Below are 18,866 nucleotides of genomic sequence, written 5' to 3' on the forward strand. Positions count from 1 at the left end.
CCATGGGTTTGATGGCTTACCAACATAGTTATTTTGATTTATAAATCAGATTGAAAGATAAAAGTTTAGGTAAAATTATAACTCACTGTTTTTATAGTGATTATTGAACTTAAAGTAATGCACTTATCTAAAATATTGAATTTAAAAGATATAAACATCATAAGCTTAAGCATTATTTTTTAAGCTTGTGATATTTATATTATTGCTTGTGTGAAGTTAAATTATTTCGATAAGCGCCTGGGCTGACGCCAGTCCATTTTTTAAAGGCACGGTGAAACGCGCTTGGATCTTGGAAGCTTAAGTCTTCACTAATATCTTGAATTGAATCGTTGGTTTTACTTAAACGTTCAACAGCAATATCACAGCGAATTTCATTTTTAATTTGCTGGTAGCTGACGCCTTCATGTTTCAGTCGGCGTTGAACTGTAGCTTCAGAAATATTGAGCTGTTGTGCAACATCTTTAAGTTCGGGCCATTGGGCAGGATGAAGTTTCAATAAATGACGACGAATAAGAAGGCTCAGTGCATTTTCATTTTTAAAGCGAACTAAAAGATTTTGTGGAGTTTGTTCTAAAAAATCATAAAGCGCTTTTTTATCTTTTTTAATTTTAATATCTAAATAGTGGACATCGAATTCAACTCGATTTATCTCGGCATTAAATTGAATATCTTCACCAAAACGTACGAGATAATCCTGAATATCATTCGGTTTAGGACAACGTACTCTAATACTATTTAAGCCAACCCTTTGGTCTACTAACCAGCACATAAGTCCGTGTACTAATATTAAAAAGGTTGCATAGGTAAACATGCGTTTAGGTTGTTCACGATCATGAATCACCAAATAAGCTTTTTCTTGCTCTCGAATTAATTCACCCTGTAGATCATCCAGAATAAAATTAAAAAATTTCAAAATATCGTAAAGGGCCTTTTCTAAAGTTTCCGCCGTACTGACAAGTTTAGTAAGTAATTTATAGCTACCTCGACGCATAGGGTGACTATCCATACCAAAAAATTCATCGTTCATGGCATTGGCAAGTTCTATCCATAGTTGCGCATATGTCGTAACAGGCACACGTGCCTTGGGAGACATCAGTAATTCGGCAGGAATTCCCGCTTTATTTAGAATTAGTTGAGTATTTAGCCCTTTGGCATAAGCAGCACCCAGTGCTTCATGTACCAGTGCAATCGAAATAGTTCCTTTACTTAAAGAAGATTGGACAACCATGTCAAAGACTCATATTTTCTTCATATATTTCAAGTGAAATATTTCATATTTAAAATTTGGATTGATCAAAAGCTGCAAACATTTTGAGGCTTTTTGAAATTGTATCGGAAAACAACAACTTTTACTCTCACTACTAAGTTTAAAGAACATTTCTATAGGACGTTACATAATGAAAATTCAAGGGAAACATTTCGTAATTACAGGTGGTGGCTCTGGTCTGGGTGCTGCAACAGCTGAATATTTGGTACAACAAGGTGCCTCTGTCACATTGGTAGACATGAATGTAGAAGCAGGTGAACAGCAAGCAAAACAATTAGGATCAAAAGCTGACTTTGTAAAGCTTGATGTAACCGATGAGCAAACTGCTGAACAGTTCTTTAAGGATGTATTGGCCAAGCATGGTCGTTTGCATGGCTTAGTTAACTGTGCTGGTATTGGTCCTTCTGCAAAAGTGGTTGGTCGTGAAGGTGTACATGATTTGGGGCTATTTTCAAAGACTCTGCAAATTAATGTCACCGGTACATTTAACATGCTGCGCTTTGCAGCAGATGCGATGAGTAAAAATACAGTTGAAGCAGGGGACGAGGACCGAGGTGTAATTGTAAACACAGCCTCAGTTGCAGCATTTGATGGTCAAATTGGTCAGGCAGCTTATTCAGCATCTAAAGGCGCTATTGTTGCCATGACATTGCCAATTGCTCGTGAGCTTGCGCGACATGGCATTCGAATTATGACGATTGCACCGGGAATTATGGAAACTCCGATGCTTAAAGGTATGCCACAAAATGTTCAGGATGCTTTAGGACAAATGGTGCCGTATCCGTCTCGTTTAGGAAAGCCAGAAGAGTTTGCTCGTTTAGTTGGGCATATTGCTGAAAATTCATATTTAAATGGTGAAGTCATCCGTTTGGATGGTGCAATTCGTATGGCAGCAAAATAGTAAAAATAAGGACGTTGAAATGATTTTAAGTGCTGAACAAAGTATGGTTCAGGAGATGATGCGTGATTATGCGCAAAATCAGTTAAAACCTACAGCTGCTCATAGAGATAAAACCTATGAATTTCCTGCTCAGAAATTAAAAGATTCATGGTGGCTATGTGAGTGATTTTCCTGTTGAGCGAATTTATCGTGATGTTCGGGTGAGCCAGATTTATGAGGGGGCTTCCGATATTCAACGTTTAGTGATTGCTCGTGAAGTTACCCAAATTTAAACAATAAAGATATTTAGTTTAAGTGTTAATACTGCAAGAAACCGCAAATACCATGCGGTTTTTTGCAATCGAAATTTTCTGGTTTTAATTCGATTAAATACACTTCAGAAAGTTAAATAAAACTATATTTTGATGATTAAAGCTGAGCTTTAACTTGCTCACCAATTAAATAAAACGTTCCGCCAGCAATATAGTGCAGGCTTCGAAGCTCTTTTGGTGCATCTTGAAAGTGCCAATGCCCGTCTTTAAATACTCGAGTGTCGGCCCAAGCACCGACAACAGAACCAATAAATAAGTCATGAGCAGATTGATTGTGAGGTTCGGGAATAAGTTTACACACGAGCCATGCGATGCAACCAGATACTAATGGGCTGGTAAGACTTTCTTGATAAAAAAGTTCAACACCACAATGTTCTAGTTTTTGCGGATCATCTAATTTGCTAATTGTACCAAGTTGATGGGTCATATCGAGCTGCGCATAGCAGGGAACTTGTAGGGTGAAATAACCACTTTGTTCAACAAGCTGACGAGTTTTAGTACTTTTGTCGAGAACAACAGTTACTTTGGCAGGAGTGAGTTCTAATGCACATGCCCAAGCGGCTGCCATTACATTTCGGTCATCTCCATGCTGAGCAGAGACAAGTACAGTTGGACCATGATTTAACAAACGATAAGCTTTTTCTAACTCTACAGGTGCAATATATGATTGGGACATATTTAGCCTAAGTAATAAAGAAAATAGATATTTCTATTGTTGCAGAAAGCTTGAGAGAAGTAATGTGGTGGATAAAAGTTTAAAGAATAAAATGCTGTTTTTATTTTATACCTTTCCTAATGCCTGACTTAGTCATAAAATCATTTGGCTTCTAAGTGAAAGGATTAACGCGTGACCGAGCTTCAAGATATCGATTTTGTAGAGTTAAGTGATGAAGAAATGCATCTCTATAGCCGTCAGATTTTACTTGATGGATGGGATATAGAAGCTCAGGAAAAACTCAAACTTGCCAATGTTCTTATTGTTGGGGCTGGTGGAATAGGTTGTAGTAGTGCAGAGCTACTAGCGCGAGCAGGGGTTGGGAAAATTACACTCATTGATGCCGATACCATTGAGATAAGTAACTTACAACGTCAAATTGCATTTGGTCATGAAGATATTGGTCGTTATAAAGCTGAAGTTCTTGCAAAGCGGTTACAGAAAATTAACCCTTATATCTGTGTTGAGTACTACAACGAACGTTTAGATGAACATAACATTGATAGACTTGTTGAACACCAAGATGTGGTGTTGGATGGATGTGATAATTTTACAACGCGCTATTTGGTAAATGCCGCTTGTAAGAAGCATCAGGTTGCATTAATTAGTGCTTCAGCAATTGGTTTTCAGGCACAAATGTTTATGGTTGAAGGTGATTCAGCTTGTTATGAATGTTTATTTCCTAAAGAACATCATAGCAATGAAGGCCTACGCTGTGCGGAATCAGGCGTACTTGCGACTACTCCTGTAATGATAGCGTCATTACAAGCACATCACACTTTGCTCTATCTAGGACTCAATCTGACCCCTTTAAAACAGAAACTGTTGCTTTGGGATGGCTTAAACATGACACAACGCATTGTTAATTTTGATAAGGATGTAAATTGCCCAGTTTGTCAGGCAAGTTAATCAGTAAATGAAATAAAATTTGCTACACTCAACCTGAATGATTTGGTTTTGAAGAAATATGAAAAAAAATATTTTGTTTGATGGGCTACGTTCTGTCGCCCGTATTGGTGAAACAGCAGTGGTTGCCGCCAAAGCTGGGATTAAATACGCAACTGAAAAACCAAGTAATGCCAAACTCATGCGGGAAACCTTTGAATCGCTTGGCTCAACTTATATTAAACTTGGTCAGTTTATTGCGAGTACTCCATCGCTTTTCCCTCGTGAATATGTAGAAGAATTTCAAGGTTGCTTAGACCAGACACCTACTTTGCCGTTCAGCTATATTCAAGGTGTACTTGACTCTGAGTTTGAAGGGCGCGATTTAAGTCAAATTTTTAGCTATATTGATGAAAAACCATTAGCTTCTGCTTCAATTGCTCAGGTTCATGCAGCTAAATTGACCACAGGCGAAGATGTTGTTATTAAAGTACAAAAGCCGGGTGTAGAAACAATTTTATATACTGACTTAAGTGTCGTGCATTGGGCTGCCAAATTGCTTGAACGTGCAGTACCTAAAATCAAATTTGCTGCACTTTCTGAAATTGTCGATGAAATCAAAAGTCGTATGGTGCGTGAAGTTGATTTTATTGAAGAAGCACAAAATCTAGATGACTTTATTGAATATTTGAATATTTCTCAAAACCATGCTGTGACTGCACCTAAGGTTTATCACCAATTTTCAACACGCCGTGTTTTGACCATGCAACGTCTATATGGTGTGTCTTTGACAGATTTTAGTGTGGTGAAACAATACGCAAAAGATCCATCACAAGTGCTGATTACTGCCATGAATACATGGTTTGGTAGTCTCATGCTATGTAAGAGTTTCCATGCGGACTTACATGCTGGAAACCTGATGCTGCTCGAAGATGGTCGAATTGGTTTTATTGATTTTGGTATTGTGGGGCAGTTAAAGCCAGAAGTCTGGACAGCATGTATTGCGTTTATGGATGCGTTGCAAAAGACTGATTATCAAGCGATGGCCGAAAACATGCTGAAAATGGGCATGACACATAACAAAGTTGATGTGGAAGTATTGGCACAAGATTTGGAACGCTTATTTAATGGCGTATTAATGGCTGATCCACAGCAAATTCTGTCTACCAATCCTGCCGATTTAAACGACATTATGATGGATATGGTGGGTGTTGGTGAGCGCCACGGTATTAAATTCCCTCGAGATTTTGCTTTATTATTTAAGCAAATGCTTTATTTCGATCGTTTTATGCGCGTACTCGCACCATATACCGATATTTATGCAGACCAGCGTTTGAAAATGGTTCAAAATATGGAACCTGCTTCGTTGTTAAAGCACTAAGGTCAGTTTAAATTTATGGATGCCATTATTATTGAAGGGTTAAAGGTTGAAACAGTCATTGGTTGTTTCAACTGGGAAAGACAAATCATTCAACCTTTAATGTTGGATTTAACCATCCATAATGATTTGAGCCGAGCTGCGCAGTCTGACAAACTTGAAGATACACTCAATTATGCACAGATTTGTGAGTTATCGGCTCAAACTATTCAACAAGCCAAGCCTGAATTAATCGAACATGCAGCACATCTCGTTATGGAATGTTTGTTCGAAACTTTCCCAACGATTGAAAAAATTATCATTACCATCCGTAAGCCCGCCATCATTGCAGAAGCTAATGCTGTAGGAATTCGTCTTGAACGCACCAGAAATAATTTTTGCGCTCGCTCTAGCGAGTAATTTAGACGCAGAACGACACTTTACTTTTGCTTATATGCAATTGGCAACATTGGGGAAAGTGCAGTTTTCATCGGTTTATCAAATTCCATGCCGAGATGGCATTGGAGATGATTACTGGAATTCAGCATGTCTATTAAAAAGTTCTTTAAATCCTTCACAAATAGAAGCTTTCTTAAAAAAACTTGAATCAGACACAGGGCGTATTCGTCCATCACATCATATTTCTTTAGATGTAGATTTGATTGCATGTGGAACTGATCTCGACCATATGCAATTTAATTCTAAAAAATTACCTTTGGCACTAGACGTAAAAATTCCTTTATATGAATTATGGAATTGTGAAACCCTAAAGTCTAAAGCAGTACTTTATCCGGTAGTCAATTTTAAAGTTTAACGTCTTTTACTTTATATTTTACGCAAATTTTACGCGGGCTTTGAGTTCCTCAATAGAGAATTTACGAGCATTTTACCGATACTGAAATTCACTAAATTAGTGTTATTTCAGGACAATAAAGATGCTTATAAATTCTCAAATGCGCATCTTGCATCAGTCTGGCATTGTCTTATGCGGACTTAAAAAAAATGATATTTCTTTATTTCTCCTTATTTCCAGTTTGGCAAGTCAAGCCATGGGATTTAGAGGAGAGTAGCCATGTTAGAACTTATACTTGTTTTATTTATTGCTATTTTTCTAGCATGGTGTCTCAGTAAATATCTATCCAAAGTGATGGCAAATCAGCCGATGTGGGGTGATGGATTATTTCGTTGGATTGAAAATCCTGTTTACCGCTTGTTAGGTGTATCTCCACAACAACAAATGAACTGGAAACAATATTCTCTAGCATTTGTTGTTAGCTGTATTTTTCTTGCAGTGGCTATTCTTGCTATTTTTATGACGCAAGCATGGCTACCATTAAATCCTAACCATGCACCAAATATGAGTTGGGATTTAGCGCTACACACTGTTATTTCATTTTTAACAAACACCAACCAACAGCATTATTCTGGTCAGGCTCAGTTATCTTATTTGTCGCAAATGACAGGTATTGTGGGCTTGCAAGTCATTACTCCAATGATGGGTCTGGCTTTGGTTGTCGCGACCTTAAGAGCGTTCTTTTATCAGCGTCCCAGCCATATCGCAGCCGATGTTGCCGAGCAACCAGATCAAATTTTAATTGGTAACTATTGGGCAGATGTAATTCGCCCTACAGTACGCTTTTTGCTTCCACTCTGTTTTGTCTGGTCATTATTGCTCAATAGCCAAGGTGTCCCAGCAACTTTCCAAGGCGGGCCGGAAGTACAGCTTATTGATAAAGCCAACACTGTAGAAACTCAAAAAATTCCTTTGGGACCAGTTGCACCGATGGTGGCTATTAAGCAATTGGGTAGTAACGGTGGTGGATGGTACGGTCCAAATAGTTCTGTGCCTTTAGAAAATCCAACACCACTTTCTAATTTGCTAGAAATGATTGCGATTTTACTCATTCCACTTACCGTGATTTTTATGGTCGGGCATTTTACCCAGCGTAAAAAGTTTGCTTACTTTGTCTTTGGTAGCATGCTTTTTATGTCGGTTATTTCAGGTGCAGCTGCTGTCTGGTCTGAGAGCATGTCATCTACAGCATCTCAACTTGCCGTAATGGAAGGTAAAGAACAACGATTTGGACCAGCAGCATCAGCGGTTTGGGCAGCTGTCACAACTCAAGTAAATAATGGTTCGGTCAATATGATGCATGATTCTTCTGCACCACTTACTGGTCTGGTTGAACTCATTAATATGCTGATTAATGCCATTTGGGGCGGTGTAGGCTGTGGTCTGCAACAGTTTATGATTTATCTGTTACTCGCAGTATTTATTGCAGGCTTAATGACAGGCCGTACCCCTGAGTTATTCGGGCGCAAGATTGAAGCCGCAGAAATTAAGTTACTCGCGATTATTATCTTGATTCAACCTCTCATTATTCTTGCCTTTACTGCATTAACCCTCAGCATTCCGGGAATATCGGGAATTAGCAATCCGGGACCTCATGGCATTAGCCAAGTGTTCTATGAATATGTCTCCGCATTTGCCAACAACGGCTCAGGTTTTGAAGGCCTTGGAGATAACACCGTATGGTGGAACGTCACTTGTAGTATTGCTCTTCTTTTAGGACGTTTCCCCACATTAATTTTACCATTAATGATTGCTACGCGATTAGCTGCAAAAAGGAAAGCGCCTGAAACAGCAGGTAGTCTCCAAGTTGAAACTCCAACTTTTGCCTTAACGCTGATCACGATTGTGGTGTTGCTTACCTTATTACAATTTATGCCAGTTCTTGTCCTTGGGCCAATTGCCGATCAACTTTTGTTGGTTAAAGGCTAAGGAGGCGAGTGAAAATGAATACACAAACTCATGTAAATAGCCATAAAAAAACCATGACGGTACCAAATTTTGAAGTTTGGAAAAATGCATTTGTGAAATTGCTACCACAACATGCAATTAAAAATCCTGTGATGGCAATTGTATGGCTTGGGACAGTGGTTACTGCAATTAGTACCATTTTGGGTTACACCACACTGTTATTTGGTTTGGCAGTAACAGCTATCCTGTTCATTACCATTTTATTTGCCAACTATGCCGAAGCTGTTGCAGAGGCTAGAGGTCGTGGTCAGGCATCTTCATTGCGTGCAGCAAGAGAAAACTTAACCGCTCGAAGACTCAATTCTTTGACCGATCGTCAAGCGACTCAAGTTGCAGCAACTGAACTTCACTTAAATGATTTTATTGAAGTCCATGCAGGTGAACTTGTTCCAGCCGATGGTGAAATTGTAGAAGGTTTTGCCACTATTAATGAATCAGCTGTTACAGGTGAATCGGCACCCGTATTACGTGAAGCTGGAACTGACCGTTCAGGTGTGATTGGCGGGACTAAAGTACTTACAGATCGTATTATCGTTCAGGTTACTGCTGAGTCTGGCCAAAGTTTCTTGGACCGTATGATTGCTTTGGTTGAAGGTTCAAATCGTCAAAAAACACCGAACGAGATTGCGCTTGGCTTCTTGTTAATGGTGATGACACTCACATTTTTAATTGTCGTGATTAGCCTACCTTTTATTGCTAACTATTTGCATGTTGAACTCGATCCTGTCGTGCTCGTGGCGTTATTGATCTGCCTAATTCCAACAACTATTGGTGGTTTATTGCCTGCGATTGGGATTGCGGGTATGAACCGTGCACTTAAGGCTAATGTCTTAGCAAAATCAGGTAAAGCCGTAGAAGTTGCTGGTGATATCGATGTGCTTTTACTCGATAAAACTGGAACTATTACCTATGGCGACCGTCAAGCGACCTCTTTTTATCCTTTAACTTCGGTAACGGAGTTGGAATTGAGAGCTGCTGCTTGGGTAAGTTCGCTTGCAGACCCAACACCAGAAGGAAAATCGATTGTTAAATTAGCAAAAGAACAAGGGCTAAAACAGCAAGAACCTGAGCAGGCTGAATTTATCTCTTTTAGTGCCTCAACCCGAATTTCTGGTGTGAATTTCCCTAATGGTGATCAAATTCGTAAAGGTGCGTTAGATGCCATTTTGAAATTTGTCGATGAAGATTATTCTCAAGATTTAGAGTTAAAAGCACGTGTTGAACAAGTCGCCAAAAAAGGTGCAACCCCATTGGTTGTGGCAAATCAACATCATGTATTGGGCGTGATTGAACTCTCAGATGTGATTAAACACGGTATTAAAGAACGCTTTGCTCGTTTAAGAGAAATGGGCATCAAAACCGTAATGGTGACAGGTGATAACCCATTAACTGCTGCTGCGATTGCTGCGGAAGCTGGGGTAGATGACTATATTGCCGAAGCAAAACCTGAAGACAAATTGGCTTGTATTCGTACTGAACAACAACAAGGTCGTTTAGTTGCGATGGTCGGTGATGGAACCAACGATGCGCCCGCATTAGCACAGGCAGATATTGGCTTAGCCATGAATTCTGGTACACAAGCTGCGAAAGAAGCTGGCAATATGGTCGATTTAGACTCAGACCCGACCAAACTACTGGCTGTGGTTGAGATTGGGAAACAGCAGCTCATTACTCGTGGTGCTTTAACAACGTTTTCTTTAGCAAATGATGTGTCGAAATACTTTGCAATTTTGCCTGCATTATTCGCTGCAGCGATTCCGCAAATGCAAGTGTTAAATGTGATGCATCTGGCGAGCCCAAGTAGTGCGATTTTATCAGCATTAATTTTTAACGCGATTATTATCCCGCTATTAATTCCAATTGCTCTTCGAGGTGTGAAATTTAAACCTTCAACTGCAACTCAATTATTACGTCGAAATATGTTGATTTATGGTGTGGGTGGTGTGGTTCTACCATTTATTGCCATTAAAGCGATCGATGTGGTGATTGTTCATTTATTTGGTTTGTAATCTGGAGTTTGAAATGAAAACTTATGTACAAAATTCAGAAGCAAATTTGGGTCAGACCTTAAGAGCATCGTTAGGATTATTAATTTTTACTCTAGTGGGGTGCGGTGCTATTTACAGTGCTATCGCTACTGGCGCCGGACAGGTTTTATTCAACGATCAGGCCAATGGTAGTTTGGTCGAAATAGATCATAAAGTTATAGGGTCAAAATTAGTCGCTCAGCCATTTATTGGGGAGGGATATTTTCATCCACGTCCTTCGGCAGCAAATTATGACCCCATGGCAATGGCGGGTACAAATTTAGCTCGTACTAATCCTGAGTTACAAAAGCAAATTGATGCTCAGATTCTTGCGGTGAAAAAACAAGATCACACTGGGAATACACCTATTCCAAGTGATTTGGTGACTAAATCTGGTAGTGGTATAGATCCGCATATTAGCCCTGAAGCTGCTCAGTTACAAGTTGCCCGAGTGGCTCAAGCGCGCCATTTAGATACTAAAGTTGTGAAAGGGCTACTGCAAAAGCATATTGAACCGATGCAGTTTGGTGTATTAGGACAAGCTCGTGTTAATGTATTAGAGCTCAATATCGCTTTAGATCAATTACAATCTACACATTAACTTAAAAATAAAGTTGTTAGTTTACCGGATGATATCAAGTGCAAAGCAATCGCGAAAATCAGGCTGAGGCCTTATTAAATCATGTCAACAGATATCAAGCCGGTCGACTAACGGTCTTTCTCGGTGCGGCGCCTGGTGTTGGAAAAACCTATGCCATGCTTGCTCGTGCCAAAGAGTTATTTCAACAGGGTACAGATGTTGTTGTTGGTATTGTTGAAACCCATGGGAGAATAGAAACTCTAAAAATTTTGGAAGGGTTGCCTCAAATTGCTAGAAAGGAAATGCAATATCAGGGGCACACTTTAGAAGAAATGGACTTGGATGCTATTTTACTTAGGCATCCCGAAATCGTTTTAGTTGATGAGTTGGCTCATCGCAACATACCGAACAGTCGCCATGAACGCCGTTGGCAAGATGTCAATGAATTACTAGATGCAGGTATTGATGTATTTACTACCATGAATATTCAGCATTTAGAAAGCCTAAATGATGTGGTGTACCAGATTACTGGCATTAGGGTAAGTGAAACTGTACCAGATAGAGTATTTGATCGTATTCGAGACATTCGTTTAATTGATTTGCCAGTCAGTGAACTCATTGAAAGGCTTCATCAAGGAAAAGTGTATGTGCCCGATCAAGCAAATCTAGCATTACAAGGCTTTTTTAGCATTTCAAATTTAACTGCACTACGTGAACTAGCAATGCAATGCGTTGCGGAACATGTCGATTCAGATTTAAAAGAGAGTTATGCCTCTAAAGGTTTGAAGTCTATATCGTTGCAAAATGAATTAATGATTGCGATAGATGGGCAAGGTTCTTCAGAGTATTTAGTACGGGCGGGTTGTCGTTTAGCAGAACGTTATGGGGCTACGTGGACTGTAGTGAATGTTGCTAAAAGTTTGGACTTTGGGCAGAGTTTAGAAAGTTCATATAAAAAAGAATATATCGAGATCGACCGTGCATTTGAACTGGCTCGACAACTCGGTGGTCGAACAGAAGTAATATATGGCAATCAGGTTGCATCTGTTTTAATGGATGCTGCTGTGGATAGGGGAATCTCAAATCTGGTCATTGGTAAAAGTATTTCGCCGTGGTGGTTAAAGTTATTTAAGAAAAATTTAGCTCAACAATTATTGAATCAAGAAAACTCAATTGCTTTAACTATTTTGCATCCTGAACAGGGTACTAAAAAGACAACTCAGCTTGAAAAGCCATCATTTTTATCACTAAAAGAAAGTATTTTTGTTTTAGTTGTTACGTGTGCCAGTATTTTTATAGCGCACTTTGCTGAAGTATTATTTGGTATTGAAGACTTTTCTGTCATTTTTATTATTTCAGTTTTAATTGTTGCAACTAAAACCAGAATGCTCGTTGCTGTCGTGGCAGCTTTAATCTGTTTCTTGGCTTATAACTTTTTCTTTATTGCACCGCGTTTTACCTTACAGATTTCAGCACATCAAGGTGTGGTTACCGTTGTTGCTTTTTTTGCAGCAGCTTTAATCGCTGGACGCTTAGCTTCTCAATTACGTCAGCAGGTTTTGTCTTTAAAAGCTGCGAATGCCTACACTACTGTGATGCAAGATTTGGCGCGTAAACTTTCTCGTGCAGTGAACCTTGAAGAAGTCATGCAAACAGGACGTATGACCTTAGAAACACAACTTCAAACTAAAGTATGGATTTCTATTCAAGATAGAGTGATTTCATCTGACATAGAGCTAAACGATAAAGAAAAAGTGGCAGCAGATTGGTGTTTGAAGCATCAACAACCATGTGGGCGTTTTACCGATACGCTTAGTCAGTCAAACTGGTGGTTTTTACCACTTTTAGAACAAAAAAATAGCCTAGGTATTGTGGGAATCTACTTTAAAGATGAAGTTATTTCTTTAAATTTTGAGCAAAAAAAACTGACTGAAAGTGTAATTGAATATATTGCGCAGGCAGCACTCCGGACCCAACTTGTTAATGAACTTGAACAAGCAAAAGTAACCAGTGAAACAGAGCGATTACGTTCTGCTTTATTATCGTCGGTATCGCATGATTTACGTTCACCACTTGCTTCTATTATTGGAGCAGCTGATACGCTGGCCCATTTTAAAGCAGATATGTCAGAGCAAGACCAGCAAGATTTACTCGAAACTATTCATTTAGAAGGCGAGCGCTTAGATCGTTATATTCAGAATTTGCTTGATATGACACGTTTGGGGCATGAAGGTCTATCTTTAAAAAGAGACTGGATTGGTATCGATGAATTAATTGGTTCTGCAACCCGCCGTTTGAAGCGTTATAAACCAGATACTCAAGTGTTGGTCGAATTACCTGAACAAACCATTAGTTTATATGTTCATCCAGCACTGGTAGAGCAAGCTATTTTTAATGTTTTAGAAAATGCTGCAAACTTTTCACCTCCAGATGAACCAGTCATGATTCGGGCTTCTCTTTTGTTTGAAGATGAAGTGAAAATAGAAATTGAAGATAGAGGAGCGGGAATTCCTGAAGATGAAAGAAACCGCATTTTCGATATGTTTTATACTATGGAACGTGGAGACCGTGGAAAATTCGGTACAGGTTTAGGACTGACAATTGTGAAAGCGATTATTGGTGCTCATATGGGTACAATAGAAGCATTTTCAGGTCGCCAAAATAAAGGTACTTTAATTCAAATCAAACTACCCATTCATCCAGTAAAAGAATAAGTTGTAAAGTCATGATAAGTTCAGAAACATCACCTGTAGAAACACGTATTGTGATTATTGATGATGAGCCGCAAATCCGTAAATTTTTAGACATTGCTTTAAGAACACAAAAATACAAAACCACGCTCTGTGAGACTGGTTACAAAGGTTTGGAGGCTTTGGCCACACAAGGTGCTGATTTAGTTATTTTAGATTTGGGTTTGCCAGATTTAGACGGTAAAGAAGTGCTTCAAGAGTTACGTAGTTGGTCGAATGTTCCTGTGATTGTTTTATCTGTACGCGCAGATGAATATGAAAAAGTTGCCTTGCTAGATGCGGGTGCAAATGACTACATGACCAAGCCTTTTAGTGTGCAAGAGTTATTAGCGCGCATACGAGTCATTTTAAGAAACCAACCCATTCAGCAAGAAGCTCATGTTTATGATGATGGCTACCTTAAAGTAGATGTTATGCAACGTTTAGTATGGATCGAGCAACAGCCAATTACTTTAACTCGCAAAGAGTTTCAACTGTTGACGCTGTTAATGCGCTATCAAGGGCAGCTTTTAACACAGCCACAACTATTAAAAGAACTATGGGGACCAACCCATCAGGAAGATACTCATTATTTACGTATTTTAGTGGGCAAGTTGCGCGGTAAACTTGGAGATAATGCAATTCATCCACGTTATATTGCAACTGAACCAGGTGTTGGATTACGTTTTTTAGCTAAACAGAAAAATTATTAATTGGATTATTAATTAAATATAAAAAAAACCTTAGGGAATTTCTCCCTAAGGGTTCGCTAAATACAGTGTTTCTTTATTTTTATGTCATAGTATTTTTTTAGTTATATATCCCAATGTTGTTCTGCTTCGGTCATTTGACTATAAATATTTTGATATTCAGCCTGTTTAACTGTGTACCAATGCTCTACAAAGTCTGCCCCTAAATATCCTTTTAAAATAAGACTCCCTTTAAATATTTTTAATGCTTCTGGCTGATTGTTGGCTAATAGAATGTGCTCATCAGGAAATTTTAAAAGATGTGCAGGTTTTGGTAGCGTTAACTTATGAGATAAGCCGTAAGACACACCAGCTAAAATCGTAGCTGTAACCAGATAAGGATTACAGTCCGCTCCTGCAACACGATACTCTAGACGTTGATTTTTCAAATCTGAGCATGGAATACGGATTGCGACATTACGATTATTGGTACCCCAATTTGCTTCTAATGGTACATGGTGCCCAATTTTAAAGCGTCTATAAGAATTAATATTGGGTGCTAAAATCGCCATAGATGCAGGCATTAATTCAATTAGGCCACTAATCGCGCTGAGTAATTTGGCCGAAGGTTCATCTTTTTCTACTTCTGAACTAAATACATTTTCATGGTACTGATTAAGCATGCTCATATGAAAATGCATGCCACTACCAGCCTTTGCCAAGTTCGGTTTCGCCATGAAACAGGCAGTTAAGTCATGCTTTCTTGCGACTTGTTTTACAATTCTTTTTAAAGCATTAATTTGATCGCACAGCTTTAAAATATCATGAGTGTGTTGAAGGTTTAGTTCGTATTGTCCAGGTGATGACTCTGCAACAATAGCGGTAATTTCAATAGATTGTAGTAGGGCGGCTTTTTCAACTTCTTCTAAGACTTGTTGATAGTTATTTGGTGCATCTATGTCAAAACATTGATTTTCCAAACATGTTTCAGTGTGATGGTTGGTTGAGAAAAGATAAAACTCTAACTCAGCAGCCATAACTGGAAAATAATTGTCGGCGTGTAACTGATTTAATAATTTTTTTAATATATTGCGTGGTTCATATCGACAATCTGAGCCATGTTCTTCTTGCATGGATAGGTAAAGCTGAGCATTCAATTCAGGGGATAAGGCATTTGGTTGCAAGCTGCCTAAAATGGGCAGGCAAAGTCTGTCTGGTTCACCAATATATTTTCCTAGGCCTGTCTCTTCAATAACTTTTCCATCAAGACTCATTGCATAAACAGAAAGTGGAAAATAACATCCGTTGGAGAGATTTCTCAAACTTTTAACATCAATTCGTTTGCCACGAATATGTCCGTTTAAATCATGTAGGCAAATATCAATATGCTGAGTATGAGGATATGAGTTTAAATATTCATCGACTTCTTTCAAAAATAAATCGGGTTGGAACGTATCGGCCTGTGTTGGTGGAGTAAAATCGTCTGATATTTTAAAAGCCTTAAGGTGAGAGTCTTGTAAGTTTAAGTTTGGATAAATATGCGTACTCATTATAAAAACCTTGGTGGTTATTTAGCTAAAATCCTACCGCAAGCTGTAAGGTTAATAGCATAAAAAAAGAGTAAAATGATTAAAGAATGATTTTGGGAGTATTTAAATTTTTTGTATGAATAATCAATTATTTGAGTCTAATTTTTATAATTAAAAATTTAAGTAAAATTAGCGTATAAGGGTAGTCTAAGAGTTAGCAAATTTCTTCGAATTTTATTTTTAAATTAAACAATGTTAGGAATTATGGCCTTTCAATTTGGTGAGATGGTCAAACTGATTTAAACTTAAAGGCTTATCCAGTGAGTCACTTATTTTTGAAGTCTTGAATAGAGCAAGACCTTTTAGGGTATTTACTGGAATTTTATTTTTGCGTTTTTTAAATTTATTTTTTGAGTTCTCTTAATATGAAAAATATCGGTTTAGCCATTCTAGCCATCAGCCTTTCAGGTTGTGCTGCAATGAGCGTAGAAGAATGTAAGACTGCGAATTGGTCATTAGTGGGTGAGAAAGATGGTTCAAAAGGTTCGTCGCCACGTTTAGATCAATATTACAAAGCATGCGGAAAAGCCAATATTGTTCCAGATCAAAAGTCATATGAACGTGGGTATAAAGAAGGTCTGGGGTATTATTGCCAGCCAACAAATATTTTTTATAACGCTTTAGAGGGTAGTGGCAATATCAATGTGTGCCCAGTTGAGCAGCGTAATCGTTTAAGACCTTATTATCAGGCAGCTTCCGATTACTACAATGCAAAAAATGAATATGATCGTTATGACGAAAAGTTTAAGCAATATTCTGATAACGCGTACAACGAAAAATTAAAGCCAGAAGAGCGTGAACGTTATCGTAAACTTTTAAAAGAATTACAAATTGATCGTGACCGTATTAATCGAAACTATTGGAACTCAATTCGCGATATCGAACGTTTTAAATATGATCACGGCTTAAAATAATAGTTGAAAAGGATTGATCTGGTTCAGATCAATCCTTTGTTTTTTTAAAGGTAATAACTGGTTTTTGTCATTAATTTTGAAATGGCTGTCATGGTGATTTTTACTGCATATGGTAATTCAACGCCACCTGCTTCAAGTGCAGTGTGACGATGATGCAATTCATCTTCATTCATTTGCTCTAAAATTTTACGAGAGCGATCATCTTGAGCTGGTAGCTGTTTTAAATGGTCTTGTAAATGAAGGCTGACTTGACGCTCCGTTTCAGCCACAAAACCTAAGCTATATTTATCACCAGCAATACCCGCAAGAGCACCCATGCCATATGAAAGCCCATACCATATTGGGTTTAATAAACTGGTATGACTATTTAACTCTTTTAAGCGAACTTCACACCAAGCTAAATGATCTTGTTCTTCAATTGCTGCTTGTTGCATTTCTTGACGCACATTGGGTAATTTTGCAGTTAATGCTTGTCCATGATAAAGGGCTTGAGCACAGACTTCACCACTATGGTTAACTCGCATTAAACCCGCTACATGGCGAGCATCTTCTACCCCTAGTTTTGCTTCAACTGTTTCGGCTGGATTTTGGCGCTGTGCTGCTGTTGCACCCGGAACAAGACTACGTAACGCCTGATCAAAAGAGTTAATGAGTTGATCAATTCCAGTATAGTGGCGCATAAATTAGTCCTCCAAAGAAAGATGTGCTGTGGCAAGCATTGGTTTTAGTCGTGCTAGAAGCCAAATACTAAAGATTGCACTAAGTACAGCTGTAATAATAAAAAGTATTTTAATATCAATTTTTAAAACACTTAAGATTAAGATTGAAAAAATTGCAGAAGAAACCATAAAAACTGCATTTAAAATGTTATTAGCCGCAACAACACGGGCACGATGTGAGCGCGGAGAATAAGCCTGCATCATGGCATAAAGGGGAACAATATAAAAACCGCCACTAATCCCCAGTAAAGTCACTGCTAACATCACATGATAGTAAACCCAACCTTGAGTAAATATATCTTTTAATGTAAGTAATGCACCAGTTCTTTCGGGAACAAAAGCTAAACTGGCAGCAAGATATAATGCAAAAACAGTTAGGCCAATAGCACCAATCGGCACCATTTTTATATTAATTTCTGAACCACCAATTTTACGGCAAAGAAGTGACCCGACACCAATACCGACTGAAAAGAAAGTAAGCAAAAGGCTGACGACATTTTCTGAAGCATGCAGGTTTTGTTGGGTGAGCTGTGGAATTTGCGTTAAATAAGTAGCGCCATAAAACCAGTACCATGAGTTACCTAACAAAATAGTGAACACTAAAGGTAAGCTTTTGGCATATTTAATGGTTTGAAAACTCGTACGAATGAAATTCCAGTCAATCTTTAAATCGGGAGCAGCAACTTTTTGAGGTAAAATGAAGCGACTACATAAATAGCCTATGCAAGCAATAATCACAACAGTAAGACTAATCCACAATAAGTTTCCATGTGATGATGCAATTACAGCACCACCTAAAATCATCCCAAATAAAATTGCCATTGAAGTGCCCGATTGAAACAGAGCATTGCCAGACATTAACTCGTGCGGCTTTAAAATTTCAGGCAAAATTGCGTACTTGATGGGTCCAAAGAATGTGGAATGTGTACCCATTAAGAATAAAGCAAGAAGAAGCAACCATAAGTGCCCCAATAAAAAACCAGCAGAACCAATGAGCATAATAATAATTTCTAAAATTTTTATGCCACGAACAAGTTGTGAACGCTCATATTTATCTGCAATTTGTCCAGCAGTGGCCGAAAAAAAGAAATAGGGCAAAATAAACAAGAGAGCCGCTAAGTTATTAAGGGTACTTACTGGGGCAGATTGTTGCTGAATCAAACCATAGGTAATCACTAATAATAAAGCTTGCTTAAAAACGTTATCATTTAATGCGCCAAAAAACTGGGTAAAAAACATCGGTACGAACCGACGTGATGTCATCAGGTGCTCATCTTGTTTCATCATGTGCAAACTTCATTGTGTTTTATAAAAAAATGTGACCGAGTGTTAATTTGCATCGAAAACCATGTATGATATTTT

General features: G+C 38.4%; 16 protein-coding genes and 2 pseudogenes. 13 read left to right on the plus strand and 5 right to left on the minus strand.

Features of this window, described 5'->3' with window-relative positions; translation table 11 throughout:
* Positions 1-199 precede the first annotated feature (199 nt).
* On the minus strand, positions 200-1,228 hold the full coding sequence (locus BMW38_RS06745; RefSeq protein WP_092706778.1) for an AraC family transcriptional regulator: 1,029 nt from the start codon (positions 1,226-1,228) through the stop codon (positions 200-202).
* A gap of 169 nt (positions 1,229-1,397) precedes the next feature.
* Between BMW38_RS06745 and BMW38_RS06750 the strand changes: the two genes are divergently transcribed.
* From BMW38_RS06750 to BMW38_RS06755, 3 genes and pseudogenes are all read left to right on the plus strand, one after another.
* Positions 1,398-2,168 (plus strand): 3-hydroxyacyl-CoA dehydrogenase, encoded by a 771-nt coding sequence (locus BMW38_RS06750; protein ID WP_092706780.1) that lies wholly within the window; start codon positions 1,398-1,400, stop codon positions 2,166-2,168.
* 19 nt (positions 2,169-2,187) lie between these two features.
* Positions 2,188-2,313, plus strand: a pseudogene (locus tag BMW38_RS19315) (acyl-CoA dehydrogenase family protein); the annotation flags it as partial.
* A pseudogene (locus BMW38_RS06755) lies at positions 2,312-2,440 on the plus strand (acyl-CoA dehydrogenase family protein); the annotation flags it as partial. The pseudogenes BMW38_RS19315 and BMW38_RS06755, both read left to right, overlap by 2 nt.
* Positions 2,441-2,576: 136 nt before the next feature.
* On the opposite strand, the gene BMW38_RS06760 reads toward BMW38_RS06755, so the two are convergent.
* On the minus strand, positions 2,577-3,155 hold the full coding sequence (locus BMW38_RS06760) for a flavin reductase family protein (protein WP_092706782.1): 579 nt from the start codon (positions 3,153-3,155) through the stop codon (positions 2,577-2,579).
* A gap of 171 nt (positions 3,156-3,326) precedes the next feature.
* On the opposite strand from BMW38_RS06760, the gene BMW38_RS06765 reads away from it, so the two are divergent.
* The 9 genes from BMW38_RS06765 to BMW38_RS06805 all read left to right on the plus strand — a co-directional run bounded on the left by BMW38_RS06765 (position 3,327) and on the right by BMW38_RS06805 (position 14,306).
* Positions 3,327-4,103, plus strand: a complete 777-nt coding sequence (locus BMW38_RS06765; RefSeq protein WP_092706785.1) for a HesA/MoeB/ThiF family protein — start codon at positions 3,327-3,329, stop codon at positions 4,101-4,103.
* Positions 4,104-4,161: 58 nt separating this feature from the next.
* Positions 4,162-5,460: an ABC1 kinase family protein gene (locus BMW38_RS06770; RefSeq protein ID WP_005039653.1), complete on the plus strand. Its 1,299-nt coding sequence runs from the start codon at positions 4,162-4,164 to the stop codon at positions 5,458-5,460.
* 15 nt (positions 5,461-5,475) lie between these two features.
* Positions 5,476-5,856 carry a dihydroneopterin aldolase gene (folB, locus tag BMW38_RS06775; RefSeq protein ID WP_092706787.1) on the plus strand — a complete coding sequence of 127 codons (381 nt, stop codon included), beginning with the start codon at positions 5,476-5,478 and terminating at the stop codon, positions 5,854-5,856.
* Complete coding sequence (locus BMW38_RS06780) at positions 5,813-6,250, plus strand: 2-amino-4-hydroxy-6-hydroxymethyldihydropteridine diphosphokinase (protein WP_092706789.1); 438 nt, start codon at positions 5,813-5,815, stop codon at positions 6,248-6,250. Before folB ends, BMW38_RS06780 begins: the two co-directional genes overlap by 44 nt.
* Positions 6,251-6,508: 258 nt before the next feature.
* A complete protein-coding gene (kdpA, locus tag BMW38_RS06785; RefSeq protein WP_092706791.1) occupies positions 6,509-8,218 on the plus strand; it encodes a potassium-transporting ATPase subunit KdpA in 1,710 nt (569 codons plus the stop codon).
* Between the two features lie 8 nt (positions 8,219-8,226).
* Entirely contained in the window at positions 8,227-10,266 is a 2,040-nt protein-coding gene (gene kdpB / locus BMW38_RS06790) for a potassium-transporting ATPase subunit KdpB (protein WP_092706793.1), read from the plus strand.
* Positions 10,267-10,279: 13 nt separating this feature from the next.
* Positions 10,280-10,885, plus strand: a complete 606-nt coding sequence (gene kdpC, locus BMW38_RS06795; RefSeq protein WP_092706795.1) for a potassium-transporting ATPase subunit KdpC — start codon at positions 10,280-10,282, stop codon at positions 10,883-10,885.
* Between the two features lie 38 nt (positions 10,886-10,923).
* Positions 10,924-13,578: a sensor histidine kinase gene (locus BMW38_RS06800; protein WP_092706797.1), complete on the plus strand. Its 2,655-nt coding sequence runs from the start codon at positions 10,924-10,926 to the stop codon at positions 13,576-13,578.
* An 11-nt stretch (positions 13,579-13,589) separates the two neighbouring features.
* Entirely contained in the window at positions 13,590-14,306 is a 717-nt protein-coding gene (locus BMW38_RS06805) for a response regulator (protein ID WP_092706799.1), read from the plus strand.
* A 101-nt stretch (positions 14,307-14,407) separates the two neighbouring features.
* Here BMW38_RS06805 and BMW38_RS06810 read toward each other — a convergent pair whose 3' ends face one another.
* Positions 14,408-15,832 (minus strand): glutamine synthetase family protein, encoded by a 1,425-nt coding sequence (locus tag BMW38_RS06810; RefSeq protein WP_092706801.1) that lies wholly within the window; start codon positions 15,830-15,832, stop codon positions 14,408-14,410.
* A gap of 404 nt (positions 15,833-16,236) precedes the next feature.
* Between BMW38_RS06810 and BMW38_RS06815 the strand changes: the two genes are divergently transcribed.
* The gene (locus tag BMW38_RS06815; RefSeq protein ID WP_080027388.1) at positions 16,237-16,785 is read left to right on the plus strand and encodes a DUF2799 domain-containing protein; all 549 of its coding nucleotides are present in this window, start codon (positions 16,237-16,239) and stop codon (positions 16,783-16,785) included.
* A gap of 44 nt (positions 16,786-16,829) precedes the next feature.
* On the opposite strand, the gene coq7 is transcribed toward BMW38_RS06815, so the two are convergent.
* Both coq7 and BMW38_RS06825 read right to left on the minus strand, forming a co-directional pair.
* A complete protein-coding gene (gene coq7 / locus BMW38_RS06820; RefSeq protein WP_005046369.1) occupies positions 16,830-17,465 on the minus strand; it encodes a 2-polyprenyl-3-methyl-6-methoxy-1,4-benzoquinone monooxygenase in 636 nt (211 codons plus the stop codon).
* A gap of 3 nt (positions 17,466-17,468) precedes the next feature.
* Positions 17,469-18,791: an MFS transporter gene (locus tag BMW38_RS06825; protein ID WP_080758369.1), complete on the minus strand. Its 1,323-nt coding sequence runs from the start codon at positions 18,789-18,791 to the stop codon at positions 17,469-17,471.
* Positions 18,792-18,866 lie beyond the last annotated feature (75 nt).

The organism is Acinetobacter sp. yr461 (assembly GCF_900110445.1).
Taxonomy (GTDB): domain Bacteria; phylum Pseudomonadota; class Gammaproteobacteria; order Pseudomonadales; family Moraxellaceae; genus Acinetobacter; species Acinetobacter calcoaceticus.

Bases quoted from the DNA above. Each gene is read 5' to 3' on its own strand.
- folB (WP_092706787.1), top strand. From the start codon at position 5,476: ATGGATGCCATTATTATTGAAGGGTTAAAGGTTGAAACAGTCATTGGT.
- BMW38_RS06745 (WP_092706778.1), bottom strand. From the start codon at position 1,228: ATGGTTGTCCAATCTTCTTTAAGTAAAGGAACTATTTCGATTGCACTG.
- BMW38_RS06770 (WP_005039653.1), top strand. From the start codon at position 4,162: ATGAAAAAAAATATTTTGTTTGATGGGCTACGTTCTGTCGCCCGTATT.
- coq7 (WP_005046369.1), bottom strand. From the start codon at position 17,465: ATGCGCCACTATACTGGAATTGATCAACTCATTAACTCTTTTGATCAG.
- BMW38_RS06760 (WP_092706782.1), bottom strand. From the start codon at position 3,155: ATGTCCCAATCATATATTGCACCTGTAGAGTTAGAAAAAGCTTATCGT.
- BMW38_RS06810 (WP_092706801.1), bottom strand. From the start codon at position 15,832: ATGAGTACGCATATTTATCCAAACTTAAACTTACAAGACTCTCACCTT.
- BMW38_RS06805 (WP_092706799.1), top strand. From the start codon at position 13,590: ATGATAAGTTCAGAAACATCACCTGTAGAAACACGTATTGTGATTATT.
- BMW38_RS06815 (WP_080027388.1), top strand. From the start codon at position 16,237: ATGAAAAATATCGGTTTAGCCATTCTAGCCATCAGCCTTTCAGGTTGT.
- BMW38_RS06825 (WP_080758369.1), bottom strand. From the start codon at position 18,791: ATGATGAAACAAGATGAGCACCTGATGACATCACGTCGGTTCGTACCG.
- kdpA (WP_092706791.1), top strand. From the start codon at position 6,509: ATGTTAGAACTTATACTTGTTTTATTTATTGCTATTTTTCTAGCATGG.
- BMW38_RS06750 (WP_092706780.1), top strand. From the start codon at position 1,398: ATGAAAATTCAAGGGAAACATTTCGTAATTACAGGTGGTGGCTCTGGT.
- kdpC (WP_092706795.1), top strand. From the start codon at position 10,280: ATGAAAACTTATGTACAAAATTCAGAAGCAAATTTGGGTCAGACCTTA.